This is a genomic window from uncultured Cyclobacterium sp. (genome assembly GCF_963977555.1).
GTDB lineage: Bacteria > Bacteroidota > Bacteroidia > Cytophagales > Cyclobacteriaceae > Cyclobacterium.
The window spans coordinates 120,018-143,409 of sequence record NZ_CAXBPD010000011.1; the positions used below are offsets into that span (position 1 = coordinate 120,018).

Annotated in this window: 18 protein-coding genes; 13 read left to right on the forward strand and 5 right to left on the reverse strand. The window is 40.5% G+C overall.

The annotated features are described in order from the left end of the window. The first annotated feature begins 1 nt into the window (after position 1). Entirely contained in the window at positions 2-1,024 is a 1,023-nt protein-coding gene (locus AAC073_RS14940) for an SMP-30/gluconolactonase/LRE family protein (RefSeq protein WP_339924589.1), read from the forward strand. A gap of 40 nt (positions 1,025-1,064) precedes the next feature. Here AAC073_RS14940 and AAC073_RS14945 read toward each other — a convergent pair whose 3' ends face one another. Both AAC073_RS14945 and AAC073_RS14950 read right to left on the reverse strand, forming a co-directional pair. Continuing rightward, on the reverse strand, positions 1,065-2,207 hold the full coding sequence (locus AAC073_RS14945; protein ID WP_339924590.1) for a geranylgeranyl reductase family protein: 1,143 nt from the start codon (positions 2,205-2,207) through the stop codon (positions 1,065-1,067). Positions 2,208-2,216: 9 nt separating this feature from the next. Next, entirely contained in the window at positions 2,217-2,573 is a 357-nt protein-coding gene (locus tag AAC073_RS14950; RefSeq protein ID WP_339924591.1) for a hypothetical protein, read from the reverse strand. A 444-nt stretch (positions 2,574-3,017) separates the two neighbouring features. Here AAC073_RS14950 and AAC073_RS14955 point away from each other — a divergent pair, with 444 nt between their 5' ends. The 5 genes from AAC073_RS14955 to AAC073_RS14975 all read left to right on the forward strand — a co-directional run bounded on the left by AAC073_RS14955 (position 3,018) and on the right by AAC073_RS14975 (position 7,398). After that, positions 3,018-3,716, forward strand: a complete 699-nt coding sequence (locus tag AAC073_RS14955; protein ID WP_339924592.1) for an orotidine 5'-phosphate decarboxylase / HUMPS family protein — start codon at positions 3,018-3,020, stop codon at positions 3,714-3,716. Positions 3,717-3,733: 17 nt separating this feature from the next. Then, a complete protein-coding gene (locus AAC073_RS14960; protein WP_339924593.1) occupies positions 3,734-4,759 on the forward strand; it encodes a zinc-binding dehydrogenase in 1,026 nt (341 codons plus the stop codon). Between the two features lie 2 nt (positions 4,760-4,761). Beyond that, positions 4,762-5,553 carry an SDR family oxidoreductase gene (locus tag AAC073_RS14965; RefSeq protein ID WP_339924594.1) on the forward strand — a complete coding sequence of 264 codons (792 nt, stop codon included), beginning with the start codon at positions 4,762-4,764 and terminating at the stop codon, positions 5,551-5,553. A 22-nt stretch (positions 5,554-5,575) separates the two neighbouring features. Next, the gene (locus AAC073_RS14970; RefSeq protein ID WP_339924595.1) at positions 5,576-6,460 is read left to right on the forward strand and encodes a sugar phosphate isomerase/epimerase family protein; all 885 of its coding nucleotides are present in this window, start codon (positions 5,576-5,578) and stop codon (positions 6,458-6,460) included. A 65-nt stretch (positions 6,461-6,525) separates the two neighbouring features. Further along, on the forward strand, positions 6,526-7,398 hold the full coding sequence (locus tag AAC073_RS14975) for an SMP-30/gluconolactonase/LRE family protein (protein WP_339924596.1): 873 nt from the start codon (positions 6,526-6,528) through the stop codon (positions 7,396-7,398). A gap of 266 nt (positions 7,399-7,664) precedes the next feature. Here AAC073_RS14975 and AAC073_RS14980 read toward each other — a convergent pair whose 3' ends face one another. Continuing rightward, entirely contained in the window at positions 7,665-9,155 is a 1,491-nt protein-coding gene (locus AAC073_RS14980; RefSeq protein WP_339924597.1) for a Gfo/Idh/MocA family oxidoreductase, read from the reverse strand. Positions 9,156-9,251: 96 nt separating this feature from the next. Further along, a complete protein-coding gene (locus AAC073_RS14985; RefSeq protein WP_339924598.1) occupies positions 9,252-12,137 on the reverse strand; it encodes an FAD-linked oxidase C-terminal domain-containing protein in 2,886 nt (961 codons plus the stop codon). Positions 12,138-12,328: 191 nt separating this feature from the next. Here AAC073_RS14985 and AAC073_RS14990 point away from each other — a divergent pair, with 191 nt between their 5' ends. The 7 genes from AAC073_RS14990 (at position 12,329) to AAC073_RS15020 (ending at position 21,517) form a co-directional block, all read left to right on the forward strand. After that, positions 12,329-13,627: a Gfo/Idh/MocA family oxidoreductase gene (locus tag AAC073_RS14990; protein WP_339924599.1), complete on the forward strand. Its 1,299-nt coding sequence runs from the start codon at positions 12,329-12,331 to the stop codon at positions 13,625-13,627. 25 nt (positions 13,628-13,652) lie between these two features. Continuing rightward, a complete protein-coding gene (locus AAC073_RS14995) occupies positions 13,653-14,414 on the forward strand; it encodes a DUF1080 domain-containing protein (protein ID WP_339924600.1) in 762 nt (253 codons plus the stop codon). Between the two features lie 12 nt (positions 14,415-14,426). Then, positions 14,427-15,311: a phytanoyl-CoA dioxygenase family protein gene (locus AAC073_RS15000; protein ID WP_339924601.1), complete on the forward strand. Its 885-nt coding sequence runs from the start codon at positions 14,427-14,429 to the stop codon at positions 15,309-15,311. A 13-nt stretch (positions 15,312-15,324) separates the two neighbouring features. Next, positions 15,325-18,444 carry a PVC-type heme-binding CxxCH protein gene (locus AAC073_RS15005; RefSeq protein ID WP_339924602.1) on the forward strand — a complete coding sequence of 1,040 codons (3,120 nt, stop codon included), beginning with the start codon at positions 15,325-15,327 and terminating at the stop codon, positions 18,442-18,444. 18 nt (positions 18,445-18,462) lie between these two features. Continuing rightward, positions 18,463-19,305 (forward strand): DUF1080 domain-containing protein, encoded by an 843-nt coding sequence (locus AAC073_RS15010; RefSeq protein ID WP_339924603.1) that lies wholly within the window; start codon positions 18,463-18,465, stop codon positions 19,303-19,305. Positions 19,306-19,376: 71 nt separating this feature from the next. Continuing rightward, positions 19,377-20,453 (forward strand): Gfo/Idh/MocA family oxidoreductase, encoded by a 1,077-nt coding sequence (locus tag AAC073_RS15015; protein WP_339924604.1) that lies wholly within the window; start codon positions 19,377-19,379, stop codon positions 20,451-20,453. 65 nt (positions 20,454-20,518) lie between these two features. Beyond that, positions 20,519-21,517, forward strand: coding sequence for a 3-hydroxyacyl-CoA dehydrogenase family protein (locus AAC073_RS15020; RefSeq protein WP_339924605.1), 999 nt, complete (start codon positions 20,519-20,521; stop codon positions 21,515-21,517). Between the two features lie 200 nt (positions 21,518-21,717). Here the strand turns inward: AAC073_RS15020 and AAC073_RS15025 are convergent, their stop codons facing one another. Beyond that, the gene (locus AAC073_RS15025; RefSeq protein ID WP_339924606.1) at positions 21,718-23,388 is read right to left on the reverse strand and encodes a hypothetical protein; all 1,671 of its coding nucleotides are present in this window, start codon (positions 23,386-23,388) and stop codon (positions 21,718-21,720) included. Between the last annotated feature and the right edge of the window lie 4 nt (positions 23,389-23,392).

A 23,392-nucleotide genomic window follows, 5' to 3' on the forward strand; every position in this document is an offset into this window, starting at 1 on the left:
CATGAAAGCGTTTCATATTTCAAGTTTCCTTTTACTATCAGCTTTAGGTGTGTTTTCTTGTAGCGAAAAGAAAGCAGCGGAAGAGGACCAAGATTACCTTCCTATTACAATTGTTAATGAAAATCGTGGGCTAGAAAATATTATTGCCTCAGGGATTGAGGCTAGGATTTTAGGGGCAGGTTATGAATGGACAGAAGGACCATTATGGGTAGAAGAAGAAAAGATGTTATTGTTTTCAGAAATTCCTGCCAATAAAGTTCATGTATGGAAGGAGGGAGGAGCACCCGAGGTTTATCTTCATCCGGCAGGTCTCACTACTGGTGAGAGCAGAGGTGGTGAAGTGGGGTCCAACGGCTTGCTACTAGATCCTAATGGGAAACTGGTTCTGTGCCAACATGGGGATCGAGGTTTAGCGAGAATGATGGCGGAATTGGATGCTCCTAGACCCGAATATGAAAGTGTCATAGCTGAATTTGATGGAAAACGCTTCAATAGTCCCAATGATGCCATCTTTGATTCTAAGGGAAACCTCTATTTTACTGATCCTGCTTACGGATTGGAATTTAGAATGGAAGACCCCAAAAAGGAGATCGATTTTCAAGGTGTCTATAGGTACAACAAGGACGGTCACTTACAATTGTTGTTGGATAGTATTAGCCGACCAAATGGCATTGCCCTACTACCCGATGAAAAACACCTTTTAATTGCCAATTCTGATCCTGAAAAACCTTACTGGTATTTATATGAATTGGATGGGGATGAAGGTTTAAAAAATGGTAGGGTGTTTTATGATGCCAGTGCTGTGCTAGCCAATGAACCTGGGCTTCCAGATGGATTAAAAATTAAAAAGGATGGGACCATTATTGCTTCCGGTCCTGGGGGCATTTGGATTTTTGGCTCCAATGGCGAGTTGTTAGGCAGGTTGAAATTAAAGGAACTGGTATCTAATGTTGCATTAAATGGTAAAGAGGATTTATTATTTGTTACTGCAGATAGCTATGTGCTTAGCATTCCTCTTAAATAAAGCGGTTTAATAGAGAAATTAAGGCCATGTTTCCATGCTGTTAGATAAATTTCAGCAAGGGAACATGGCTTTTTATTTTTCTTTTAAGGTCGTCAGGAAAAGCTTTTTTCCCCATAAAAATATCAGTCAGTATTTCGCAACCTTTCTGGCCAAACTTATTTAGTAACATATTACGAATAGCTGGTTGAGCATAACAAATAAAAGCAATGATAGAAGAACTGCCTAAATCAGTTAAAATTTGTTTTTCTAGTAATTTCTGGTAAGCTTCTGAGGCTGCAATTTCATCATGAAAGTTGTCGGCAATGGCCTGAGCAGCCAATTCCCCTGAAAGTAAGGCATTAGAAATGCCTTCGGCTGTTAATGGATCAGCGAAACCAGCCGCATCCCCAGTTAGAAAAACCCTGTTTTTAGAAAATCCATCTTTTCTTTTGCCTATTGGTATTTGAAAGCCATGAGCTTCTGAAGAAATAATTTCTTTAATGTCTAACTTTTTCAGGTAGGCATTGTAGTATTTCCGTAGGTCAATTTTTTGTTTTTTCAAAGTGCCAACTCCTAATGAAAGGTGACCGTTTTTAGGGAAACACCAGGCATAGCCATCAGGTACTGCATCCACATCGAAGCGTACCTTACCGGATAATCTATTATAATCCTCACTTGAAACAACAACCTCGTATTCCAAAGCTGGAATCAGGATTCGGCTTTCTTTCCAGCCTCCCATTTTAGCTGTATTGCTAAGGACTCCATCTGCTCCTATCAAGTATTGACATTGGATACTACCTTCTGTAGTTTTGAGGATCAAAGCACGTTCTGATCTTTCAATGTTTAGGGCCGCTGTTTGTTCCATTAATACGGCTCCTTTTTCCAAAGCCTTATTGACCAAGAATTGATCAAAACTATCTCTCATGACCATGGAAATAATGGGTTCTTTTCTTTTGGCGGTGAAAAATTGAGAAGAGTTTTCAAAAAACACTACTAGTTCCCTGTATTCTTTTTCTACCACTTCTTCTATAGAGAAAGGCAATCGTACCCGGCCCCTATGTACAAGACCGCCCCCACAGGTTTTGTACCGTGGCAGTTTTTCTTTCTCAAGTATAACTACGCTTTTACCCTTCTCTGCAGCTTTATAGGCAGCCATGGCTCCAGCTGGTCCAGATCCTATAATCGCAATGTCAAATTTCATCATAAAAATTTCTTAAATATCATCTGGTTCTCTTTCTGGAATGTCCGGTCCAGTTAAAATGAGCTGGCCCTCGTCAACATTAAAATTATAGGCCAATTTAATGGTGTCTAGATCCGCTTCATTGATATTTAAGCAGGCGTTATAAAAATGCTTGTTAAACCCCAAAGAAATGAAACCAGATTCCTGAAGTGGTGCTTTTAATGGATCCAAAAGTTGGATGTTCTCTGCCAAGGCCCCATCTAGTTTTGTGTAGAGGCTTATGAATATTTCAAGTTCATTCATGTTCTCTCTTAAAACGCTAGTTAAAGCTGCCTTAAAATCTACCGTTTTTTTTATGTTCTCACTTTTAAAAACCCACTTCTCCTGCATTATTGCATTATTTTTAGGTGATAAATGTAAATGGTAAACCTTTAATTTAAAGAATAGCCCATTCATGGTAATTTGACGTAATTCTATTGAAAATAACAGACATGATCAAAAATAAATAATTAAATTGAACAGAATAAAAAATATTAATCCCCAAAATTCAATTGAGCTAGACACAGTATTTTTATCTTTAATTATATAAATAAATTTTAAGTTCAGGATTTCAATTTACTAGAAAATCAGGTGTTTTTTACTAATGTAGGAAGATTGTCTAGATAAATATACGCTCATGGACTGGTCGATTTTTAATCTATTGTTGTTTATTTAAAACAGCCTTTAGCCAAAGATAGGTTAAAATACTGTGCGCAAACTTCCTTTAAAATCAATTTACTTTAATGATTTAGTAAAATATTCAATTAATAATCTATTACAAATAACCTTAAGCAAATGAAACCAATTGTACAAATTAGTTTAGACCTAACCAATATTGACGAAGCCTTGGAAACAGCAGCACTTGCCATGAGAGCAGGGGTTGATTGGCTGGAAGCAGGCACTCCTTTAATCCTTGCTGAAGGACTACATGGTGTTAGAAAACTTAGGGAAGCATTTCCTGGAGTTCCAATAGTTGCAGACCTTAAAACAATGGATGGTGGGTACCTTGAGGCAGAAATGATGGCCAAAGCCGGTGCTACACATGTTGTGGTGATGGCAAGAGCCCATGAAGAAACCATAAAATGTGTTGTTCAGGCAGGTAAAGACCATGGTATAAAAGTGATGGGAGATAATTTAGGCTGCCCTGACATGGTAGCAGGTGCGAAGTTTCTTGAAGACCTGGGATGTGATTACATTGTGCATCATATAGGATATGACGAGAGGCGTGGCATAGCTGCCCAAGGCAAAAGAATGCCAAGTCCATTGGATCAATTGAAGGAAATTGTTGCAGCGGTAAATGTACCAGTGCAGGCTGTTGGAGGATTAAGCCTAGAGCAAGCCATTTCTACTCCAACATATGGTGCTCCTCTAGTAGTACTTGGCGCTCCATTGACCATTGATGCTGATGCTTTTAAAACTGCAGATGGCAACTTAGAAGCTTCGTTAAGGAAGATTTGTGAGGCTATACATGCCTACGGAGATATAAAAATATAACAAAAAAAAATAGCGAAATGAAAGCAGCAGCTGTAGTAAACTATGCGGAAACCAAAGGTTCCGTAGAAATAAGAGAAATTGAACAACCGGAAATTGGAGAGGGAGAAGTATTATTGGAAGTGGCCAATGTTGGCGTATGTGGTAGTGATTTGCATCAATGGACTTCTGATCACAGTTGGCCGGTAAACTATCCTGTCGTACTTGGCCATGAATTTGGAGGGAAAATTTTAGAAGTTGGGCCTAGAGTAGAAGGTTGGAAAGTAGGTGACAGGGTAGTGAGTGAAACGGCTGCCGTGATAGATCCTTTGAATCCTATGAGCCGTATTGGACTTTATAACCTTGACCCTACAAGAAAGGGTTTTGGATATGGCGTAAATGGAGCAATGACCAAATATGTGAAAGTTCCTGCCCGTTGTCTACACACTGTTCCTGAGCAAGTGCCATTTGAGGAAGCATGTCTTACCGAACCTTCTTGCGTGGCTTATAGTGCAGTGGTCGTAAATTCTAATATCAAACCTGGTGACAGGGTTTTGGTAATTGGACCAGGAACTATAGGCGTATTGTGTGCTGTAATGGCCAAGATCAGTGGGGCAGAAGTAGCGATCGTAGGTTTGGAAGCCGATAGAGGAAGATTGGAAATTGCTAAAGGTTATGGCTGTGAGGCGATCATTGGTGATGCGACAGGCTGGGCCAGAGAAAGAGATGGCTTAGGTGCAGATTTGATTATTGATGCTGCTGGAGCAAGTGCTACTCTTAAAATTGCAATGAACTTGGTACGCCCAAATGGGCAAATAACCAAAGTAGGTTGGGGACCTCAACCATGTAATTTCTCTTTGGATCCTATAGTTCAGAAAAATGTTCGTCTACAAGGTAGCTTTAGTCACAACTGGCCAATATGGGAAAAGGTCATTGGCATGATGGGTGCTGGTATTTTAGATGTGAAACCAATTATAGGAGGCGTTTGGCCCGTTACTTCATGGTTAGAAGCTTTTGAGAAAATGCACCATGGAGAGGTGATTAAAAGTGTATTAAAACCAGTATAATTATGCGCTTAAAGGATAAAGTGATTATCGTTACGGGTAGTACCACTGGTATAGGCAAGGCGATTGCCCTTAGGAGTGCAAAGGAGGGTGCGAAACTGGTGATTCATGGCCTGGAAGAAAAATGGGGCCAAGAAGTAGTTGAAACCATAGGCGCTGAAAATGCAGTCCTTCATATTGAAGATCTGCAAGAAGATGGCTGTGCAGAGCGGCTAGTTGCACTTGCTGTAAGCACCTTCGGTAAATTGGATGCGGTGGTCAACAATGCTGCCTGGGTGACGTCTTCAGATTTTCAGTCAGTAGACCGTCCCTTTTTAGAAAAGGTAATTTCTATCAATACCATCGCTCCTTTGCTTTTAATCAAGGCAGCTCTAAAACAACTTGAGGCGAATAGGGGCAATGTTCTGAACATTGGTTCTGTCAATGCCTGGAGTGGTGAGCCCAACTTGTTGGCCTATAGTATTTCTAAAGGAGGCCTAATGACCATGACCAGAAACCTTGGCGACAGTCTTTTCCGTGACAATGGTGTACGAATCAATCAAATTAACCCAGGATGGGTGTTGACTGAGACTGAGAAGCAACGAAAAAAGGAACATGGACTTTCAGACAATTGGTTTGAGGACCTTCCCAAAATGTATGCGCCTGCAGGAAGGATTTTAGCACCTGAAGAAATAGCAGCAGCTGCTATATTCTGGTTGTCAGATGAATGCGGCCCTGTTAGTGGACAGGTTATGGAATTGGAGCAGTATCCACTGATTGGAAGAAATGCACCAAAAGACACGAGTACAATAAATTAATACAAATATTGAAATTATAAATATGCCTAAATTAGCAGCATTTCCTAAAGCCTTTATGCAGGCCCTCTGTAAAGATGGAACAATGAAACTAGAAGAGTGGATCCAATTGGCCTCTACTTTAGAGGTTGAGGGTTTGGAATGGTATGCCGGATTTCTGGACATGGAAGACCAGTCGAAATGGTCAACTTATAGAAAAATGGTGGAGGATACTGGAAAAAGCATCCCTATGATGTGTTGTTCACCAGATTTTACTCATCCCGACAAAGCTTTTCGGGACAAGGAAATTGCCAAGCAAAAGCATTGGATTGACATGACACATACCCTTGGCGGTAACTATTGCAGGGTACTTTCTGGTCAAAAAAGACCTGAGTTGACTTTGGATGAAGGGGTGAAACTTGCGGCCGATTCAATTATGGCTTGTATTCCTTATGCAGAGGAAAGAGGGATTACATTGATTCTTGAAAATCACTACAAAGATGATTTTTGGGAATATCCTGAATTTGCACAACAAATGGATGTTTTCTGTAAATTGGTAGACAGTATTGACCACCCAAATTTCGGGGTCAATTATGACCCTAGTAATACCTTTCTTGCGGGAGAAGATCCTATCGAATTGTTGAAACGTGTTTCTGATAGAGTAGTTACTATGCATGCAAGTGATAGGTACCTGAAGTCAGGTACTATTGAAGACCTGAGAAAAGAAGAAGGTGGAGCAGTGGGTTACGCCAAAAGATTGAGCCATGGAGAGATTGGAAAAGGCTTGAATGACTATGATGCGATCTTTACAGAACTGAAACGTGTTGGTTTCGATAGCTGGATCAGTATTGAAGATGGTGTAGATGGCATGGATCAATTGGAGAGAAGTGTCACTTTTCTTCAGAAAAAAATAGCTGTATATTGGCCTTAATAAATGATTTAATATAAAAACCCGTGCAAATGATGCGTTTGCACGGCTTTTAAACCTCTTGTGATTTGGAAGCGATATTATTATTGAATGCACAATGTGTTTTAGCTGAAAGTCCAACATGGCTGGCCGATCAGGGATGTTACCTATGGGTAGACATAGAAAAGGGGCATTTGTACCAACTTAAACCGGAAGTAAGTGGGGTAAAGAAATGGTCTTTTCCACATAGGCTTACTTTAGTAGTTCCCGATGGTAATGGGAAACTTGTTTTGGCTTTGGATGCAAAACTTGCCCTTTTTGATCCTAATACAGAGAAGTTTGACTGGCTTTGTGACATTGAAAAAGACAAACCCGAAAACCGTTGTAATGACGGGTTTTGTGACCGTTATGGCAGACTTTGGGTAGGTACGATGAGTACCAAATTCACAGATCATGCGGGTGCACTTTATTGCGTTGATAAGGACCTCACGGTGACTAAAAAAGTGGAGGATGTATCTATTTCCAATGGGATCTGCTGGTCTCTGGATCACAAAACCATGTACTTTATAGACAGCCCTACCAGAGAAATCAAAGCCTACGATTATGACTTGAGCACGGGAAATATCAGTTTTAAAAAGGTGGCTGTTAAGATTCCGGAATCTCTTGGGACACCTGATGGGATGTGTATGGATGAAAACGGAAAACTTTGGGTTGCCCACTATGGTGGCTTTGGCGTTTACCAGTGGGATCCTGAAACCGGACAACAATTGAATAAAATCAATGTTCCTGCTCCCAATGTAACTTCTTGTGCTTTTGGTGGAAAAGAAAGGAATGAGTTATTGATTACTACTGCTCAGGAAAACATGACTCCTGAAATGCTGGAGAAATACCCTTTGAGTGGGGGCATTTTTACTTGTGAAATGCCTGTGAAAGGCGCTGAAGTTTATGGTGTAGGTTTTTAAAGCCAAATCAAAATTCAAGTAAGAATCCTACCGTTTATTCGGGCTTATAATAAGTAATAAAAAAAGATGTTTAAGTGCTACTCTTCACTTGAACATCTTTTTTTTAGTTTTAGCTGGTAACCCTCTGGCTTCGGCTCTGCTCAGTCGCCGGGAGGGTGGATGACCTGTTCCTGAGACTATGTTAATTCGGAAATGGCTGGTTCCCCTATCGATTTGGAAACGTCCTGACCGGTTCCTGAGCCGAAGTAGTAGGTCTAATGTACTCACTACTGACCCAACTCCACAGGCAATTTCCATCCCTCTCTGTATTCGTGACGGATGTTCTGTTCAGCGGCTTCCAATGCTTTTGTTTCCATGAATTTACTTTCGAATACTGGCCTTCCATTTCTCATGGAAAAATGTTTGCTTTCAATTACTTTTATTTCATCGCTTGAATGGATGTTGGTAAATTTCATAGAAGGACCATCCCAATGTAATGTTTTGTGAAGACTTTGCAGGCGAATAGCCAAAACACCTAGAAGTACCATTTCATTGAAGGGGCCCGCATAGGCAAAATTAGAAGTACTTTGAATCCTATATTCCGGTGATTCCTTGCAAGCTCTTATCCAGTCTTGTTCATGAGGGCCATCTTTATAACCTTTGGCTTTTGGAATTCGCCTTAAGCTTGGGCTTACTTTTGGTTCTCTTCCAGATAGCAATCTCCTGCCCACTCCTCCAGAACCGCAAAAGAGGGTATCCTTGGTTCCTACAAATACAGATCCCCCAAGTCGATCTTCCATTAGGTCAATTCCATCAGGTAATAAATCTGGTCTGTAAGGCAATAAGCCTCCATCGTACCAATAAACAGCTACTTCAGGGAGTTTGAATCCATTTATTGGGGGCCTAGCAGGGAAATGAAATTTAACTTGCTCAGATTGTGGAGGGCTCTCTGTATTATATGGGGAAGAATTACCTTCAATTTGGTCTGGATAGCCTAGATTCAATGCCGCATAAACGGGGTCTAACACATGACAGGCCATGTCTCCAAAAGCTCCAGTGCCAAAATCCCACCAGCCTCGCCAATTCCAAGGAGTGTATATTTCATTGTAGGGTCTGTAAGTAGCAGGTCCTAAAAATAAATCCCATTTTAAAGTTTCTGGAGGAACCATGGCTTCCTTTGGTCTTTCGAGTCCCTGAGGCCAAATGGGCCGATTTGTCCAAGTATGCACTTCTTTTACCTCGCCTATTTCTCCATTCTGAATCCATTCGATAACCTCCTTGGCATCTATTCCTGAATTCCCCTGATTTCCCATCTGTGTAGCTACAGTGTGAATCTTGGCCAATTGTGTGAGTAGACGAGATTCGTAAATGGAATGGGTCAGGGGTTTTTGACAATAAACATGCTTGTCCATGGTCAATGCTGTTGCTGCGACTATTGCATGGGTATGGTCTGGTGTGGCAACCATGACTGCATCAATGTCTTTCCCCATCTCATCAAACATTACCCTCCAATCATAGTACTTTTTGGCCTTGGGAAAATCCTCGAAACAAGGCTTTGAATAAGACCAGTCCGTATCACAAAGTGCCACTATATTTTCTGATTTCATGGCATTCAAGTTTGGTCTGCCTTTTCCACCAATCCCAACTCCAGCAATATTTAATTTGTCACTGGGAGCTTTGTGTCCCAAGCCACTTATTACATGGGAAGGGACTATATAGAAACTGGCAGCACTTGCTGTGGCCTGTTTGACGAATTTTCTCCTGCTATTGTCTTTCATGATGGTATCTTGGGTTTTGATAAGTTATTTGGGCTGATGGAATTCAAAGTAGTTATTAACTAAATTTTTTAATTAAACGGTATTACCTTATCAGCTTTAGGTTTTAGCTTTTAGGACCTCGACACAGGAAACCCAGTGCTTGGATTTTACGCCTGTAAAATGATCAATTTGGTGACGGCAAGAAAAGCCACATGCTGCCACTGATGTATTTTCTGGTAAATTCTTAACAGTGGGGAATAATATTTCTTCGCCTATTTTATGGGATAAATCATAATGTTCCTTTTCATAGCCGAAGGATCCAGCCATTCCACAGCATCCAGAAGGTATTTCGTCAAATTCATCTGGGTTGGCTAAAGTTTGTTTCATGGCTTGGGTGCCGTAGAGTGCTTTTTGATGACAGTGACCATGTACATGTAATTTCCCTTCTTTGGCTTGAAGCTTCACGTTAATAGCCCCATTTTTCATCTCTTGGTACAAAAAGACATCGATCATTACCACATTGGTTTTTAATTTCACTGCCAACCCTTCATCAGGTAATAAATCTGGAAAATCATCATTCAGAGCAGAGGCACAACTTGGCTCACAAACCACTATTTTCAACCCTTTGTCAATATATTTCACCAAGTCCTTTATGGTGGCATGACCATCATTCTTTGCTTCTTTTAAAAATCCGTGAGAGATTTTAGGCCTTTGGCAACAACCTACATTCGCCAAAATCACCTCATATCCACAATCATTTAATAATTTTACAGCATCCTTGCCGATTTCAGGTTCATGGTAATTCAAATAAGTATCCGCAAAAAGTACTACCTTTTTTTCCGCCTTTAATAAATGGGTTTCATTTTGAGAGAACCATTTATAAAAAGGTGTTTTTGCATATTGAGGGAGTGATCGCCGCTTGTCAAAACCTGCAATTTTTTCTAGCCCTGATTTGAATAAAGCGCTGGATTGAATTTTATTAAAGGTTGAAGAGAGTTTACCTGCAAATCTTCTGGCCATCTTTGGGGCATCACGGATCATTTTATCTCTTATTGATGGGCCATGTTTGTCGAAATACAGTTGTTGTACTTCACTTTTCATTTTAGCCATGTCCACATTGCTGGGGCATTCAGATTTACATGCTTTGCAACTTAAACATAGGCTTAAGGTTTCCTGAAGTCTTTTACTGGTTAAACCTTCTTCATCCAATTGTCCGGACATGGCCATTCTTAAAGCGTTGGCCCTTCCTCGGGTGGAATGTTCTTCATCTCTCGTAGCTTTGAAACTTGGACACATTGTGCCTCCCAGTAATTTCCGGCATTCTCCAACCCCTGTGCACATATGCACTGATTCTTGAAAACTTTGTTCTGTCTTGTAAATGAACTCAGTTTTAACATTTCTATCGGCATAATTTGCCCCATAACGCAGGTTTTCAGAAATGGTTTGATTGGAAATTATTTTACCTGGATTCATCAAGTTTTCCGGATCGAATAATTGCTTTATTTGTATAAATGCCTGATAAAGCTCCTTCCCAAAAAACCTTTCGTTAAAAGCGCTCCTGACAAGCCCGTCGCCATGTTCACCACTCCACGATCCCCCATATTCCATCACAAGGTTAAAAGTGTCTTCAGCAATGTCCTCTAGTCTTTTGATGTCAACCTGCTGCCTCAGGTCAAGGATAGGCCTCACATGGATAACACCGACACTCACATGGGCATACATGGCAACTGCTGTGTTGTGTTTTCTGCAGATTTGGAGTGTCCTGTCAATGTAATCTTTGAGGTATTGGGTAGGGATGCCTGCATCTTCTATAAATGGTAAAGGTTTTTTTTGACCTTTTATACCCAGCATTAAGCCTAATCCCTTTTTTCTTACTACCCACACATCTTCGTATTCAGGTCCCTGAGGGAAGAGGGGATAGGCATATCCCAGTCCTTTTTCCTGGAGCTCCTTAATCATTGCCATGGGCCTATCCATAACATCCTCCATCGTATCGCCATAAAATTCCACAATTAGAATAGCCTCCGGGTTTCCGCTGATAAAATGGCAATGGCGTTGGGTGGTTAGGTTCTCGCGACTAAGGTCAACTACAATTTTATCCAATATTTCCACCGCTGATGGTTTAAATTGCAGTATGGGTGTAACTGCACCTACTGCAGCTAGCAAGGCATCGAAGTGGACAACACATACTGATTTAAATTTTGGTAAAGGAGCAAGGTTTAGTTTTAATTCAAGGGTTACGGCTAAAGTGCCTTCACTACCAGTAATTATTTTTGACAGGTTCCAATTGTCTTCCTGGAGGAATTCATCCATGTTATAGCCACCGACCCTCCGCATTACTTTCGGAAATTTTCTTTCAATTAATGCCTTGTTTTTCTCTATGATTCTGGCGAAAGACCTGTATATTTCTCCTTCTCGATCGCCTTGTTTGGCCATTGCTTGATATGCTTCCTTGGTTTTATTCTTCAGATGGAGCAGTGTACCATCGACCAAAAGCACTTTTGCCTCAAGGACATGGTCCACTGTTTTACCATAAATTATGCTTTTGGTTCCAGAGGAATTATTACCTACCATTCCTCCTATGTTGGCCCTACTTGAAGTAGCAGGATCTACTGGGAAATGCAAGCCTAGAGGAGCTAGCTCTTCATTGAGGACATCTCGGACTTTTCCTGGTTGAACCCTTACCCAGCCCTCTTCTGTATTTATTTCGAGCGTATGGTTCATGTATTTGGAAAAATCAAGGACAATAGAAGCGCCAACCGTCTGTCCTGCTAAACTGGTACCTCCTCCGCGAGGTAAAATGGAAACTTTGTTTTTATTTGCCCAGGAAATGACTTTCTGTACATCTGATTCATCCTTTGGAAGGACTACTGCCAAAGGCGTAATTTGGTATATGCTGGCATCTGTCGCATAAATCGCTAAAGAATAAGGGTCATTTAAAACCTCTCCTTTAATTAAGAAGGTAAGTTCATCTGTATTTTTAACAGAACTTTGTAGTCGCATGGGTGTAGTGGGTTATTGTCAATCTACTCAAATATATTATTTTTTACTGAAACAGAACAACTGCAAATATTAAATTGCGAATAGCCATAGCTTTTGACATAAAAATTGTTTGAAGTTGATAAGACATATCGTATTTTACGGATTATTCATTTATTCTATAAGACCAATAGGTCTCAAAACAGTTATATTCTATGGATCTAAATAATAAAAATCGCCGATCATTTTTAAAATCTACTGGAACAGCTATTGTGGCCGGCACGGTATTGCCTTTTGGGTTCAATATCAGAGAAGGTTTTGCTGGACAAAGGGCCAAACTTAAAGTAGGCCTTATTGGATGTGGTGGAAGAGGAACTGGCGCTGCAGCCCAAGCCCTAAAAGCAGATAAGGATGCAGAACTGACTGCGATGGGAGATATTTTCGCAGATTATCTCGAAGAATCTTATCAATCTCTTGTCAAAATTAATCCAGAGCAGGTAAAAGTTGATGAGGCACATAAATTTGTTGGCTTTGATGCTATCCAGCAAGTGCTTGACTCAGGTGTTGATGTGGTCATTTTAACAACTCCTCCAGCTTTCAGGCCTTCCCACTTTAAAGCTGCTGTAGAGGCAGGTAAACATGTTTTTTGTGAAAAACCAGTTGCGGTAGATGCTCCCGGTATTAGGAGTGTTTTGGAATCGGCAAGATTGGCCAAAGAAAAAGGGCTATCAGTGGTTTCAGGATTTACCTATAGGTTTGATATGCCAAAAAGAGCCTTATTTGAGCGCATGAATAACGGAGAAATTGGAGACATTACCAGTGTTTTTACTATTAGGAATGGGGGAGGCTTGTGGTACAAAGAGCGACAAGAGAGTTGGACAGAGATGGAATATCAATTGAGGAATTGGTATTATTATGATTGGTTATCAGGTGATTATATTGTAGAAATGATGGTTCACAGCCTTGACCTAATGTCTTGGGCATTGGGAGATCGTTTGCCATTAAGTGTTACAGGTACAGGTGGAAGACAAGCAAGAACCGAAGAAAAATGGGGGAATATTTACGATCATTTTGCTATAGAGTACCAATATGAGAACAATATCAAAGGGGTGCATATGAGCAGGCAACAAAAAGGTTGCTCAAATACCAATAGAGCCGATTTCACAGGAACTGAAGGATTTGCGACTATAGATACCGGGAAAAGGACTCATGCCACAATGGGTGGGACTAGATGGGATTATGAAGGTCCATCCAATAACCCCTATGAAACCCAACATGAGGAGTTATTTGCAGCCATAAGGGCAGGAAAACCTATGAACCAAGGTGAATTAATGGCCAACAGTACCATGCTGGCAATTATTGGTCGCATGGCAGGTTATAGTGGCCAAACGATTACTTGGGAAGAGGCAATGAAAAGTGAAGTGAAATTAGGTCCAGCTGCTGCAGATTACCGATGGGATTTGGTAGTTGATGTCCCTCAAGTAGCCATACCAGGAATCACCAAAGCGGTCTAAACCTTTCTATTCTAAAATCTAAATAATGAAGACAATTTATAAGTTTTTTACAATTCTTTTCATATCAGGGCTGATCACGGAATTTGCCGAAGCTCAAGAAAAGCTCTTTAAATTTGGGGTTCAACAGGATCTCAGCGCTTTAATTCAAGGTAAAAAAGACAAAGGAAAATCAATTAATTGGGTAGATGTGAACACGGGTAAAGACACCTGGCGTTTCGATGGAGACGAATTGGTTTGTGAAGGATTACCTATAGGAGTCATCCGTTCTGAAAAGCAATATGAAAATTTCATCATGTATGTAGAATGGAAACACATGTCTGATGGTGGGAATTCTGGCACCTTTGTTTGGTCGGATGCTACTCCAGGACCAAATGACCTTCCTAATGGATTGGAAGTTCAGATGCTTGAATTGGACTGGGTAAACCAGCATAAAAATGACAAGGGTGAGTTGCCGCCAATAGCATATGTACATGGTGAATTATTTGGTGTGGGTGGTGTAGAAACGGTTCCGGATACGCCTAGGGGAACACGTAGTAAATCCATAGAAAACCGTTGTTTAGGTAAAGGCCAGTGGAATACCTATGTAGTCGTGGCCGTGGATGGAGTAGTTAAACTTTCCGTTAATGGAAAATTTGTTAATGGTATCAGTAAGGCCACTCAAAAAAAGGGCTATATCTGTCTTGAATCAGAGGGAGCTCCGATTCATTTCCGTAACCTGACCGTAACAGAATTGCCTGCAGGAGTTACCTCTCCTGAACAAATTGCACCTTTATTGCCCAACCCTTAATTATTATAATCAATGGTGAACGATTTATCAAAAGTTCATGAGCTACTGTCCGACCTTTTTGAATGGCCAAAAAATGAGAAAGAATGGGAGCAATATCGGCTCACAGAAGAGCAGGTTACCTTTTTCCATACCAATGGCTACTTACCCAATATTAAATTATTGGAACATTGGCAGGTAGCTAAACTTAATGAAGAACTAGAAAGTCTGACTGATCCCAATCAGGAAGGCATGGAATTGTTTTATGATTTTGCATCTAATGAATCTTCAAACCCAGATACCGTTCTTTTTCATTCCCTAGGACATTGGCGAATAAAAGAAGGGTTTCATGATATTTTATGGAATCCGGCATTTGTCATGGCCGCCAGCCAGTTGCTAGGAGAGCATTCAGTACGTTTCTGGCATGATCAATTGTTTTGCAAGCCTTCTAAGCATGGAGGAGTGGTGGCCTGGCACCAGGATTATTCCTATTGGACCAGGTCTGTACCTATGCAGCACTTGACTTGCTGGGTAGGGTTAGATGATGTGGACGTTGAGAATGGTTGCCTTTATTATGTTCCTAAAAGCCACCAATGGGGTTTGCTAGACAAGCCAGAACTTGCGGGAGATATGGAAGGGTTGATGGAATACCTCACGGATGACCAAAAGAAGGAATTTAACCCTGTTCCAATTGAAATGGAGAGAGGCTATGGTGCTTTCCATCATCCCTTAATGGTTCATGGTTCCTATGAAAACAAATCGGAACGATCCAGAAGGGCTTTTGTTTTGAATGTTTTTGCTGATGGAACAAAATCCAACACTGACAAAGAATTGTTGAAAGGTGTTCCGATTTTTGCTCCAGGTGAGAAATTAGAAGGTCAATTTTTCCCCATGTTATTAGATAGGCAAAAGCCTGCGTAAATTCTGGTTATTCATGCAAAAGGAGAGAAGTAATAAGAATAAATTATGGTTGGGGTTTACTGCTATTCTCGTTATCTTAATTATTTGGGCAACTTTAGGTATCTGGGGAAATTCTTCTAAAAAAGTAGCCGGAATCGAGGTTCCTGAAGGATTCGTAGTAGAGGAGGCCATTGTGCCCGGTCTTGTTCAATATCCTATGTTTGCGGTATTTGATGACAGGGGTGGGCTATTCGTAATGGAGTCCAGCGGACACACCGAAGGAACCGAGGAAATAGTAGCTGAACCGGACTTTCAAATATTACTTTTGACTGACTCGGATGCGGATGGTATTTTTGACCATAAAACCGTTTACGTTGACAATATCCCATTTCCTATGGGAGGTGCCTTTGTAGATGGAAGTTTAATTGTCACAGCTTCCCCTGACTTGATCAAGTTTACTGACCATGATGGGGATGGGGTGGCTGAAGAAAAGGAAGTGCTAATTACTGGATGGACTTTACATCACAATGCAGCTATTTTAAGTGGCCCATTTATGGGACCGGATGGCTATTTGTACATGGCAGATGCCAGACGAGGCTTTGATATTCAAAGTAAGGAATTTGTCAATTTCAAAGGTAAAGGAGCTAGAATTTGGCGTTGTTTACCAAATGGTTCTCAATTACAGAGCTTTGCCGGCGGTGGTTTTGACAACTCTATTGAGTTGGTTTTTACGCCTACTGGAGATGTTATGGGTACCATGACTTATTTCACTGACCCTCAGGGAGGTTATAGAGACGCACTTATGCATTGGGTAGAAGACGGAGTGTACCCTAAAGCTAACCCTGTTATTGGAGAAGATAAATTGGTTCGTACGGGTGATTTGATGCCTGTAATGCATAAAATGGCAAGAGTTTCTCCAGCAGGACTTATGCGCTATGAGGGCAATAAATGGGAGGATGCCTATCTAGGCAATTTATTTCATGCAGAATTCAATACTGGCAGGATTGTAAGAACCGTACTTACACCTCAAGGGGCGACCTATGCTGCCGGGAGCGAGCATTTTATGACTTCCAATCTACCTGATTTTCATCCTACCGATGTACTTCAAGAACCGAATGGTAACTTATTGGTAATTAATACTGGAGGCTGGTTTATTGCAGGTTGTCCATTAAGTAGAACTGCTAAGCCAGAGGTTTCTGGGGGAATTTTCAGGATTAGAAAAATAAGTAAACAGTCTGATGAGGATGATCTTTGGGGAAATAGTATTGCTTGGGATAACCTAACTGTTCCCGAATTGGTGGGACTGTTGGACGATACCAGGATTAAAGTAGCTGAAAAAGCGGGTGAATACCTAATTAAGCAGCCACTTGTTGCTATTCCCTATTTAGTAGATTTATTAAAAACGCATCCGGATGAAACGGTAAGGGTTAAAGCTGTTTTCTTATTGTTTAGAACTCAAAATCCAAGAGCTTGGAGTCAGGTACTTGTAGGTTTACAGGACAAAAGTGACCAGGTGAAAATCGCTACTGCCAGGGTTTTGGGTTTGGCAGAAGTTATTTCAGCCAAAGGAGAACTGATTCGTTTATTGGAAAATCAAACGAATTTGGCCTTGGCAAGACAGGTAGCCGTAGCGCTTGGTCAAATTGGAGACCCTCAGGCCACAAAACCTTTGGTTAGCTTATTAAATTCAAATCCCTCGGACAGGTTTCTAGCGCATGCTGTCATTTTTGCATTGATTCAAATGGAAAATGAAGAAATGCTTTTGGAAGAAATCCAAGATGGGGAATTCAATAAAGCGGCCATAATTGCCCTTGATCAAAAGCAAAGTGGAGCATTGACTGAAGCGTTAATTCAACCTTATCTTATTGATGCTGACAGTACCATAAGAGGTACAGCACTTTGGGTATTGCAAAACCATACCGAATGGGAAAATGCCTTTACTGGTTATTTGGAGTATTATTTTACCCATGACAATGCGGATATCAATGAGCTTACTGCTATTTTACCATCTTTTGTAAATGCAAATCCAGTTCAGGCATATCTTGCAGCTGAATTACAAAGTTCCAGTAAATCTTCTGAGGAGAAATTTCAAGTGTTGCATTTGCTGGAAGAAAATCCTCCTAAGGAGCTTTCAGTCAATTTGAAAAATAGTTTGTTGGGCCTACTGAACAATCCTGATGAACGGATCCAGAAATCGGTCATAAATTTGGCTGTACAATTAGAGGCTGGGGATTTTCTAGGTAAGCTCAAAAGTATGTTGGCTGCTAACGAGGACAATCCTTCTTTAAAATTAACCATCTACAAAGGTTTAGCTGCCTTGGGAGAGCCAACAGGAACGAAGGATTTTGAATGGATTGCCAATCAACTGCTTGTGGAAGGACAACGACCCTTGCACGGTGTGTCTTTAAATGTCCTTAGAAATATAAGTTTAGAATCCTCCCAATTGTTTTGGCTTCTTAATAATGTATTCTCAGCCGCGCCAAATGGAGCTATTTCTTATTTATTGGAATTGTTTGAAGGGGTAACAGATGCAGATTTACTTCAAACGTTGGAAATTAAATTGTTGGAACGAAAAGGCGTTTGGGACAATTTGTCTATGGGCCAATTGGCAAAGATCTTTGAAGAAAGTACTTCAGGAAAGGTTATTTTAGACAGTCTTGAGGCTAGACAAGAAGGCCGCTTGTCACAATTAGAAGAGATGGCGGCGGGTTTAGTAAAAGGAGATGTGGATAGAGGGAGAAGCATCTTCTTTGGTAAAGGTGCTTGTAGCACTTGTCATGCAGTAGCTGGTAATGGACAAACATTTGGACCTGATCTTACCAATATTGGGGAAATTCGTTCCAAACATGATATTTTAGAAGCCATGCTTTTCCCTGGAGCAAGTTTTGCACGGGAATATGAAACGGTCTCTTTGCAAACCAAGTCCCAAAATTACATGGGAATCGTCAAAAAATATCAAAGTGGAAGGTATGAGCTGGCCATAGGACCAGGCAGTTCTGTGCAAGTAGAAGAAAAGGACATAGTGTCTTTAGAAGAGTCCAATCAATCTTTGATGCCTGCCGGTTTGCTTTCTAATCTAAACAATCAAGAGGTCAGTGATTTAATGCATTACCTACAGTCCTTACCGGATGGTATATATGCCAGAGATAAATAATTTAATTAATTTGAACCAATGAAAAATGCAATTATGCTTAGAAAGCCAAGTATTTGTTTAGTGTTGTTTTTCGCCCTTTGTATGGTGAATTTTTCTGTCATGGCCCAGAGTTTTCCTATTGAACTACCGGCAAGTTGGGAAAAAGGGGAGGCAATTGAGTTATTTAATGGTGAAGACCTAGATCATTGGTACACTTTCATCAGAGATAGGGGAAGGGATGAAGATCCTAAAAATGTTTTTCAAGTAGCAGATGGTTTATTGACGATAAGTGGAGAAGAATGGGGTTGTATTACTACCAACAATCCTTATGACAACTACATATTGAAAACCTCTTTTCGCTGGGAAGGCGAGACCTATGGCGACCGTAAAGAAAAGGCCAGAGACAGTGGGTTACTAATACACTCCAAAGGTGAAGATGGAGGATACAGTGGTATTTGGATGCACGGTATAGAAGTACAAATAATCGAGGGTGGAACAGGTGATTTCTTGGCGGTAGGGGATGGCACTGAAACTTTCGGCTTAAGCTCTCCAGTTGCCAAAGAATTACAGGGTAGTTCTCATCTTTATAAACCAGGAGGAGATCTTGTGCGAATTAATAAAGGAAGGATTAACTGGTATGGTAGGTCTCCTAAATGGACGGATACTATTAACTTCAGGGGGAAAAGAGAAGTAGAGAAAAAAGTAGGAAAGTGGAATGATTTAGAAGTACAGACTTGGGATGGCAATATTGCTGTCTTTCTAAATGGTAAACTGGTAAATTTTGCTACAAATGTTCAACCTGAATTTGGAAGAATTCAAGTGCAATCTGAAGGAGCTACAATAGAATTTAAGGAAATTACACTTTATCCACTTATTAAATAATCCGAAAGGGAATATTTTATTCAAGAACCAAAAAATAGAAAAGTTAATTTTAATCAACTAAAAATAATACCATGACCCAAAAATCAGTAAAAATATTAGTTGTAGGATGTGGCAATATGGGGGCCTCCCATGCATTGGCTTATCACCAGTTGGATGGCTATGAAATCGTAGGCCTTGTTTCAGGAGGTAAAACCAAAGAAGTCTTGAATGAAAAGCTTGGAGGTGGTTATGCGCTTTATGATGATTTCTATAAGGCAATGGATGCTACTAAACCCGATGCGGTAAGTATTTCCACTTATCCAGATACACATGAAACTTTTGCCATTGAAGCAATCGAAAGAGGCTGTGATATATTCGTAGAAAAACCGCTTGCAGATACTGTAGAAGGAGCAAGAAGAGTGGTAAACGCTGCTGCTAAACACAAGAAAAAACTTGTAGTAGGCTATATTTTAAGGCATCATCCTTCCTGGGAGAATTTCATTTCTGTCAGCCACAAATTAGGCAAACCCTTGGTCATGCGTATGAACCTTAACCAACAAAGTGAAGGTAAAATGTGGACCCTTCATAGAAACCTAATGAAAAGCCTAAGTCCAATAGTGGATTGCGGTGTACATTATATTGATGTGATGTGCCAAATGACTCGTTCCAAGCCGGTCCAGGTTTATGCAATAGGGGCAAGGCTTACTGAGGAGATTCCCGAAGGGAATTATAATTATGGAAATCTTCAAATCCGGTTTGAAGATGGTTCAGTTGGATGGTATGAAGCTGGTTGGGGCCCTATGGTCAGTGAGACTGCATTTTTTGTTAAAGATGTATTTGGGCCGGAAGGTTCTGTTTCTATAGTTGCCAAAGAGGCAGGTGGATCAGGGAAATCTGACAGTATAGAGGCTCATACCAAAACGGAGTCTCTTCTTTACCATAGATCTGAACTGGATGAAAATGAGAAATTTGCTCATGAAGACGAATGGATTGACCTTACGGACGAGCCAGACCACAATGGCCTATGCAAGCGTGAGCAGGAATATTTCTTAAAAGCTATCCGTGAAGATATAGACTTGACTGATCACATGGAGGATGCCGTCAATAGTTTAAGAATAGCTTTTGCTTGTGACGAATCTGTCAGAACCGGAAAAGTTGTACATTTATAAAATCAATCAATTGATTAAAGGCTGGCTATAAATTAGCCAGCCTTTTTACCCTTTAATCTATTAATATGTCGAGTGAATTTGATCCTAAAAATTTTCCTGTAGGAATAATTGGTTTGGGAATGATGGGTAGTAGTATTGCTGTATGTATGCTAATAGCCGGACATCCTGTAACGGGTGTAGAGTTGGTAGAAGGTGCTCTTGCCGCTGCGCGACTTCGGATCAATAACCATTTCAAATTGGCTGAAGAAAAAGGACTTCTAACTGGTAAAGTTGAGGATTATCTTGACAAACTTCATATATCTGCTGACTTAGCTCAACTCAAAGATTGCCAGCTAGTGATAGAGTCCATCAAAGAAGATATCAATATTAAAGGGGAAGTTTTCAAGGCCGTTGACAAAATTGTATCCAAGGATGCCTATATCACGAGTAATACTTCAGCAATTCCCATAACTGATTTACAGGTTTTTGTAAGTCATCCCGAAAGGTTTTTCGGGTTGCACTGGATGGAACCAGCGTTTACAACTCGTTTCTTAGAGGTTATCTGTGGAGAGAAAAGCGATTTAGACAAAGCACAATTCCTCTATGGGCTTGGAGAATTATGGCAAAAAGAAACGGTTTTATTAAAAAAAGATATTCCAGGGTTTATTGCCAATAGACTTATGTATGCCATGTACCGAGAAGCCATGCATTTGGTAGATGGTGATTATGCTTCTGTGGAAGATGTTGACAGGGCTTGTCGGAATGTGGCAGGTTATTTTATCCCAATGATGGGCGTCTTTCGTTGGATGGATTTTACGGGAATTGCTTCTTACAGAAAAGTCATGAAGGACCTTTTTCCAACATTGGATAATTCGGATGCACCAGGAAGGCTCATCAATAAAATTGTGGATGAGGGAGGTTTAGGGATCACCAACGGGAAGGGTTTTTATGACTATACAGAAGAAGAAAAAGAGGTTTGGCAAAAATTGTACAGTGACTTCTCTTTTGAAATCAGAGACCTTACCCTAAAGTATCCAGCAGACATTGTTCAGCAAAAATTGAAAGAAAAGAAAGAAGAGAAGTAAAAATCGGCTAAAAGGCCGTTTTCTAATTAAAATACATTTGAATCCTTAGGGGATTTTTAATATAGCATTTCAAGCATTTCTAAATGAATTCTGAAATGCTTGAAATGCTATTATTCTATCTTCCTACTACAAATTGGTTGTTAAGAGGTGTCCCCATAGCTTTAAATGCTCTATTAAATTACTAAACAATAAGTCTGGTATCATTTTTCTAATGGTGTCACAATTAGGGATACCTGCTGACCTTTTTCAAGGCTAATCATAATCCCATCTATAAGTTCTTCACCCCTGTAAGTAGGCGTTGTTCCACCTTTTGAAAATGTAACTTTGTACTTTTGGTCCTCAGTGACAGTAAACCACTCAGGCAGTTGGTTGATTCTGGGGTAATCCATAGGCAATTTGAAAATGGTTTTATGCCTCGGGCGGTCAAATTTAATTTTACCTTCCCAATCGGAATCACTCACCATGCTGATTAAAATACCATTGTCTACAGGAGTGGCTCCGAGGTAAAGTTGCTCTTTCCAAGGTGAAGCTGTTACTCCTTGACTTTTCCATAAGGAATACATGATGCTGGTACGTGCAAAATTCCCATCTCCATGCCAACCTTCAATTATTCCGGTATTTCTAAATTCCTCAGTGTCTTTTCTGTAAGAAGAATCCTGAAGTGACCACATGTGCTGAATTTCACTGTCAATCCATTCCTTGGTCCCAGTTAAGGATTCTCTATTGTATAAATTTAATGCACTTTCTACTGCATCTGCATAACCGTCTGCACTTCCTCTTTCCCAATCAAAATTGGTGTATTTGTGGAGATTTCCCAAGGCCTTAAGGACTGCTTTTTGGTAAGGTTGGTGTTTGTCTTGGAGATAGACACTGTAATAGGCATTGTAAGTATATCCATAAGTATCTGCGATTTCCTCGTCTAATATTTCTCCCGTTTGGGGGTTAATTTGATTGTAAAACAGCCCATCTTCATTTATTCCGACTTCCAGAATTCTATCCAACATTCTGTAAACAGGTGTTTTATAAGCCGCACTTTTCTCAGGGTTATTATTGGCTACCGCAACGTAAAGTTCGCACAATCCCGATACGATTTCACAACCATGGTCCCTAAGTCGAAGTACTTCCAAATCACCTGTAGGATGATGCTTCCCCAGAAGGTAATAATCTCCCAAACGTTTGGCCCAGTCCAGGTATTTGTCATCTCCAGTCATCCAATATACGCGAGACAAAGCCTGTAGCAATTCCCCATTAACTTCTACATCCAAGGAAGGGATGTGTCCATAGGGGGTCTCATAAGAAGCATTTTTCCATATGTCGTCAAGCAAGGCTATCATTCGATCTGACCAGGGGGTATGGCCAATATACTCTGTAAGCGGTAGTAGACCATCTTTGATGTATTCCGAAGCACCAAAAATAATTTCATCCTTGTCAATTTCTTGATTCTCAAAGCCTTTTTTGGAGAATGAATAAGTATCTGGAAGCCTGTCAAGTCTGGAGGTAAGCTTAATTTCCGTTTGAAGGATTTCTGCCATTTTTCCTTCATATAGTGTTTTATCTAAAATAGCAGCAGTAAGTACCATAAATGGATAGTTGTCCGCCGCTGCATCTCTGGCATTCCAAATGTCTTTGCTTTCCTTAAGGTTTCTTGGAATTAGTCCCGTTTCCTTGTCTGCGTATTCCAACCATGCATTTACAAAATACATGCTTCTTCGGTATCCCTCATGAGCAAGGTAGCCATTTTCGAGGGCTGCTTTTTGATCAGCTTCATTCGCTATTGGTGCGGCTTGTTGGCAGGAACCTAAATAGAAGGTGGAAGCTATAAAAAGGAAACTTAAGGTCTGGAGAAATTGGGTTTTTGATTGATGTTGCATTGTT

What these genes read in the sequence shown, in the direction of transcription:
- AAC073_RS14940 (WP_339924589.1), top strand. Translation starts at nt 2, where the DNA reads ATGAAAGCGTTTCATATTTCAAGTTTCCTTTTACTATCAGCTTTAGGT.
- AAC073_RS14945 (WP_339924590.1), bottom strand. Translation starts at nt 2,207, where the DNA reads ATGATGAAATTTGACATTGCGATTATAGGATCTGGACCAGCTGGAGCC.
- AAC073_RS14950 (WP_339924591.1), bottom strand. Translation starts at nt 2,573, where the DNA reads ATGCAGGAGAAGTGGGTTTTTAAAAGTGAGAACATAAAAAAAACGGTA.
- AAC073_RS14955 (WP_339924592.1), top strand. Translation starts at nt 3,018, where the DNA reads ATGAAACCAATTGTACAAATTAGTTTAGACCTAACCAATATTGACGAA.
- AAC073_RS14960 (WP_339924593.1), top strand. Translation starts at nt 3,734, where the DNA reads ATGAAAGCAGCAGCTGTAGTAAACTATGCGGAAACCAAAGGTTCCGTA.
- AAC073_RS14965 (WP_339924594.1), top strand. Translation starts at nt 4,762, where the DNA reads ATGCGCTTAAAGGATAAAGTGATTATCGTTACGGGTAGTACCACTGGT.
- AAC073_RS14970 (WP_339924595.1), top strand. Translation starts at nt 5,576, where the DNA reads ATGCCTAAATTAGCAGCATTTCCTAAAGCCTTTATGCAGGCCCTCTGT.
- AAC073_RS14980 (WP_339924597.1), bottom strand. Translation starts at nt 9,155, where the DNA reads ATGAAAGACAATAGCAGGAGAAAATTCGTCAAACAGGCCACAGCAAGT.
- AAC073_RS14985 (WP_339924598.1), bottom strand. Translation starts at nt 12,137, where the DNA reads ATGCGACTACAAAGTTCTGTTAAAAATACAGATGAACTTACCTTCTTA.
- AAC073_RS14990 (WP_339924599.1), top strand. Translation starts at nt 12,329, where the DNA reads ATGGATCTAAATAATAAAAATCGCCGATCATTTTTAAAATCTACTGGA.
- AAC073_RS14995 (WP_339924600.1), top strand. Translation starts at nt 13,653, where the DNA reads ATGAAGACAATTTATAAGTTTTTTACAATTCTTTTCATATCAGGGCTG.
- AAC073_RS15000 (WP_339924601.1), top strand. Translation starts at nt 14,427, where the DNA reads ATGGTGAACGATTTATCAAAAGTTCATGAGCTACTGTCCGACCTTTTT.
- AAC073_RS15005 (WP_339924602.1), top strand. Translation starts at nt 15,325, where the DNA reads ATGCAAAAGGAGAGAAGTAATAAGAATAAATTATGGTTGGGGTTTACT.
- AAC073_RS15010 (WP_339924603.1), top strand. Translation starts at nt 18,463, where the DNA reads ATGAAAAATGCAATTATGCTTAGAAAGCCAAGTATTTGTTTAGTGTTG.
- AAC073_RS15015 (WP_339924604.1), top strand. Translation starts at nt 19,377, where the DNA reads ATGACCCAAAAATCAGTAAAAATATTAGTTGTAGGATGTGGCAATATG.
- AAC073_RS15020 (WP_339924605.1), top strand. Translation starts at nt 20,519, where the DNA reads ATGTCGAGTGAATTTGATCCTAAAAATTTTCCTGTAGGAATAATTGGT.
- AAC073_RS15025 (WP_339924606.1), bottom strand. Translation starts at nt 23,388, where the DNA reads ATGCAACATCAATCAAAAACCCAATTTCTCCAGACCTTAAGTTTCCTT.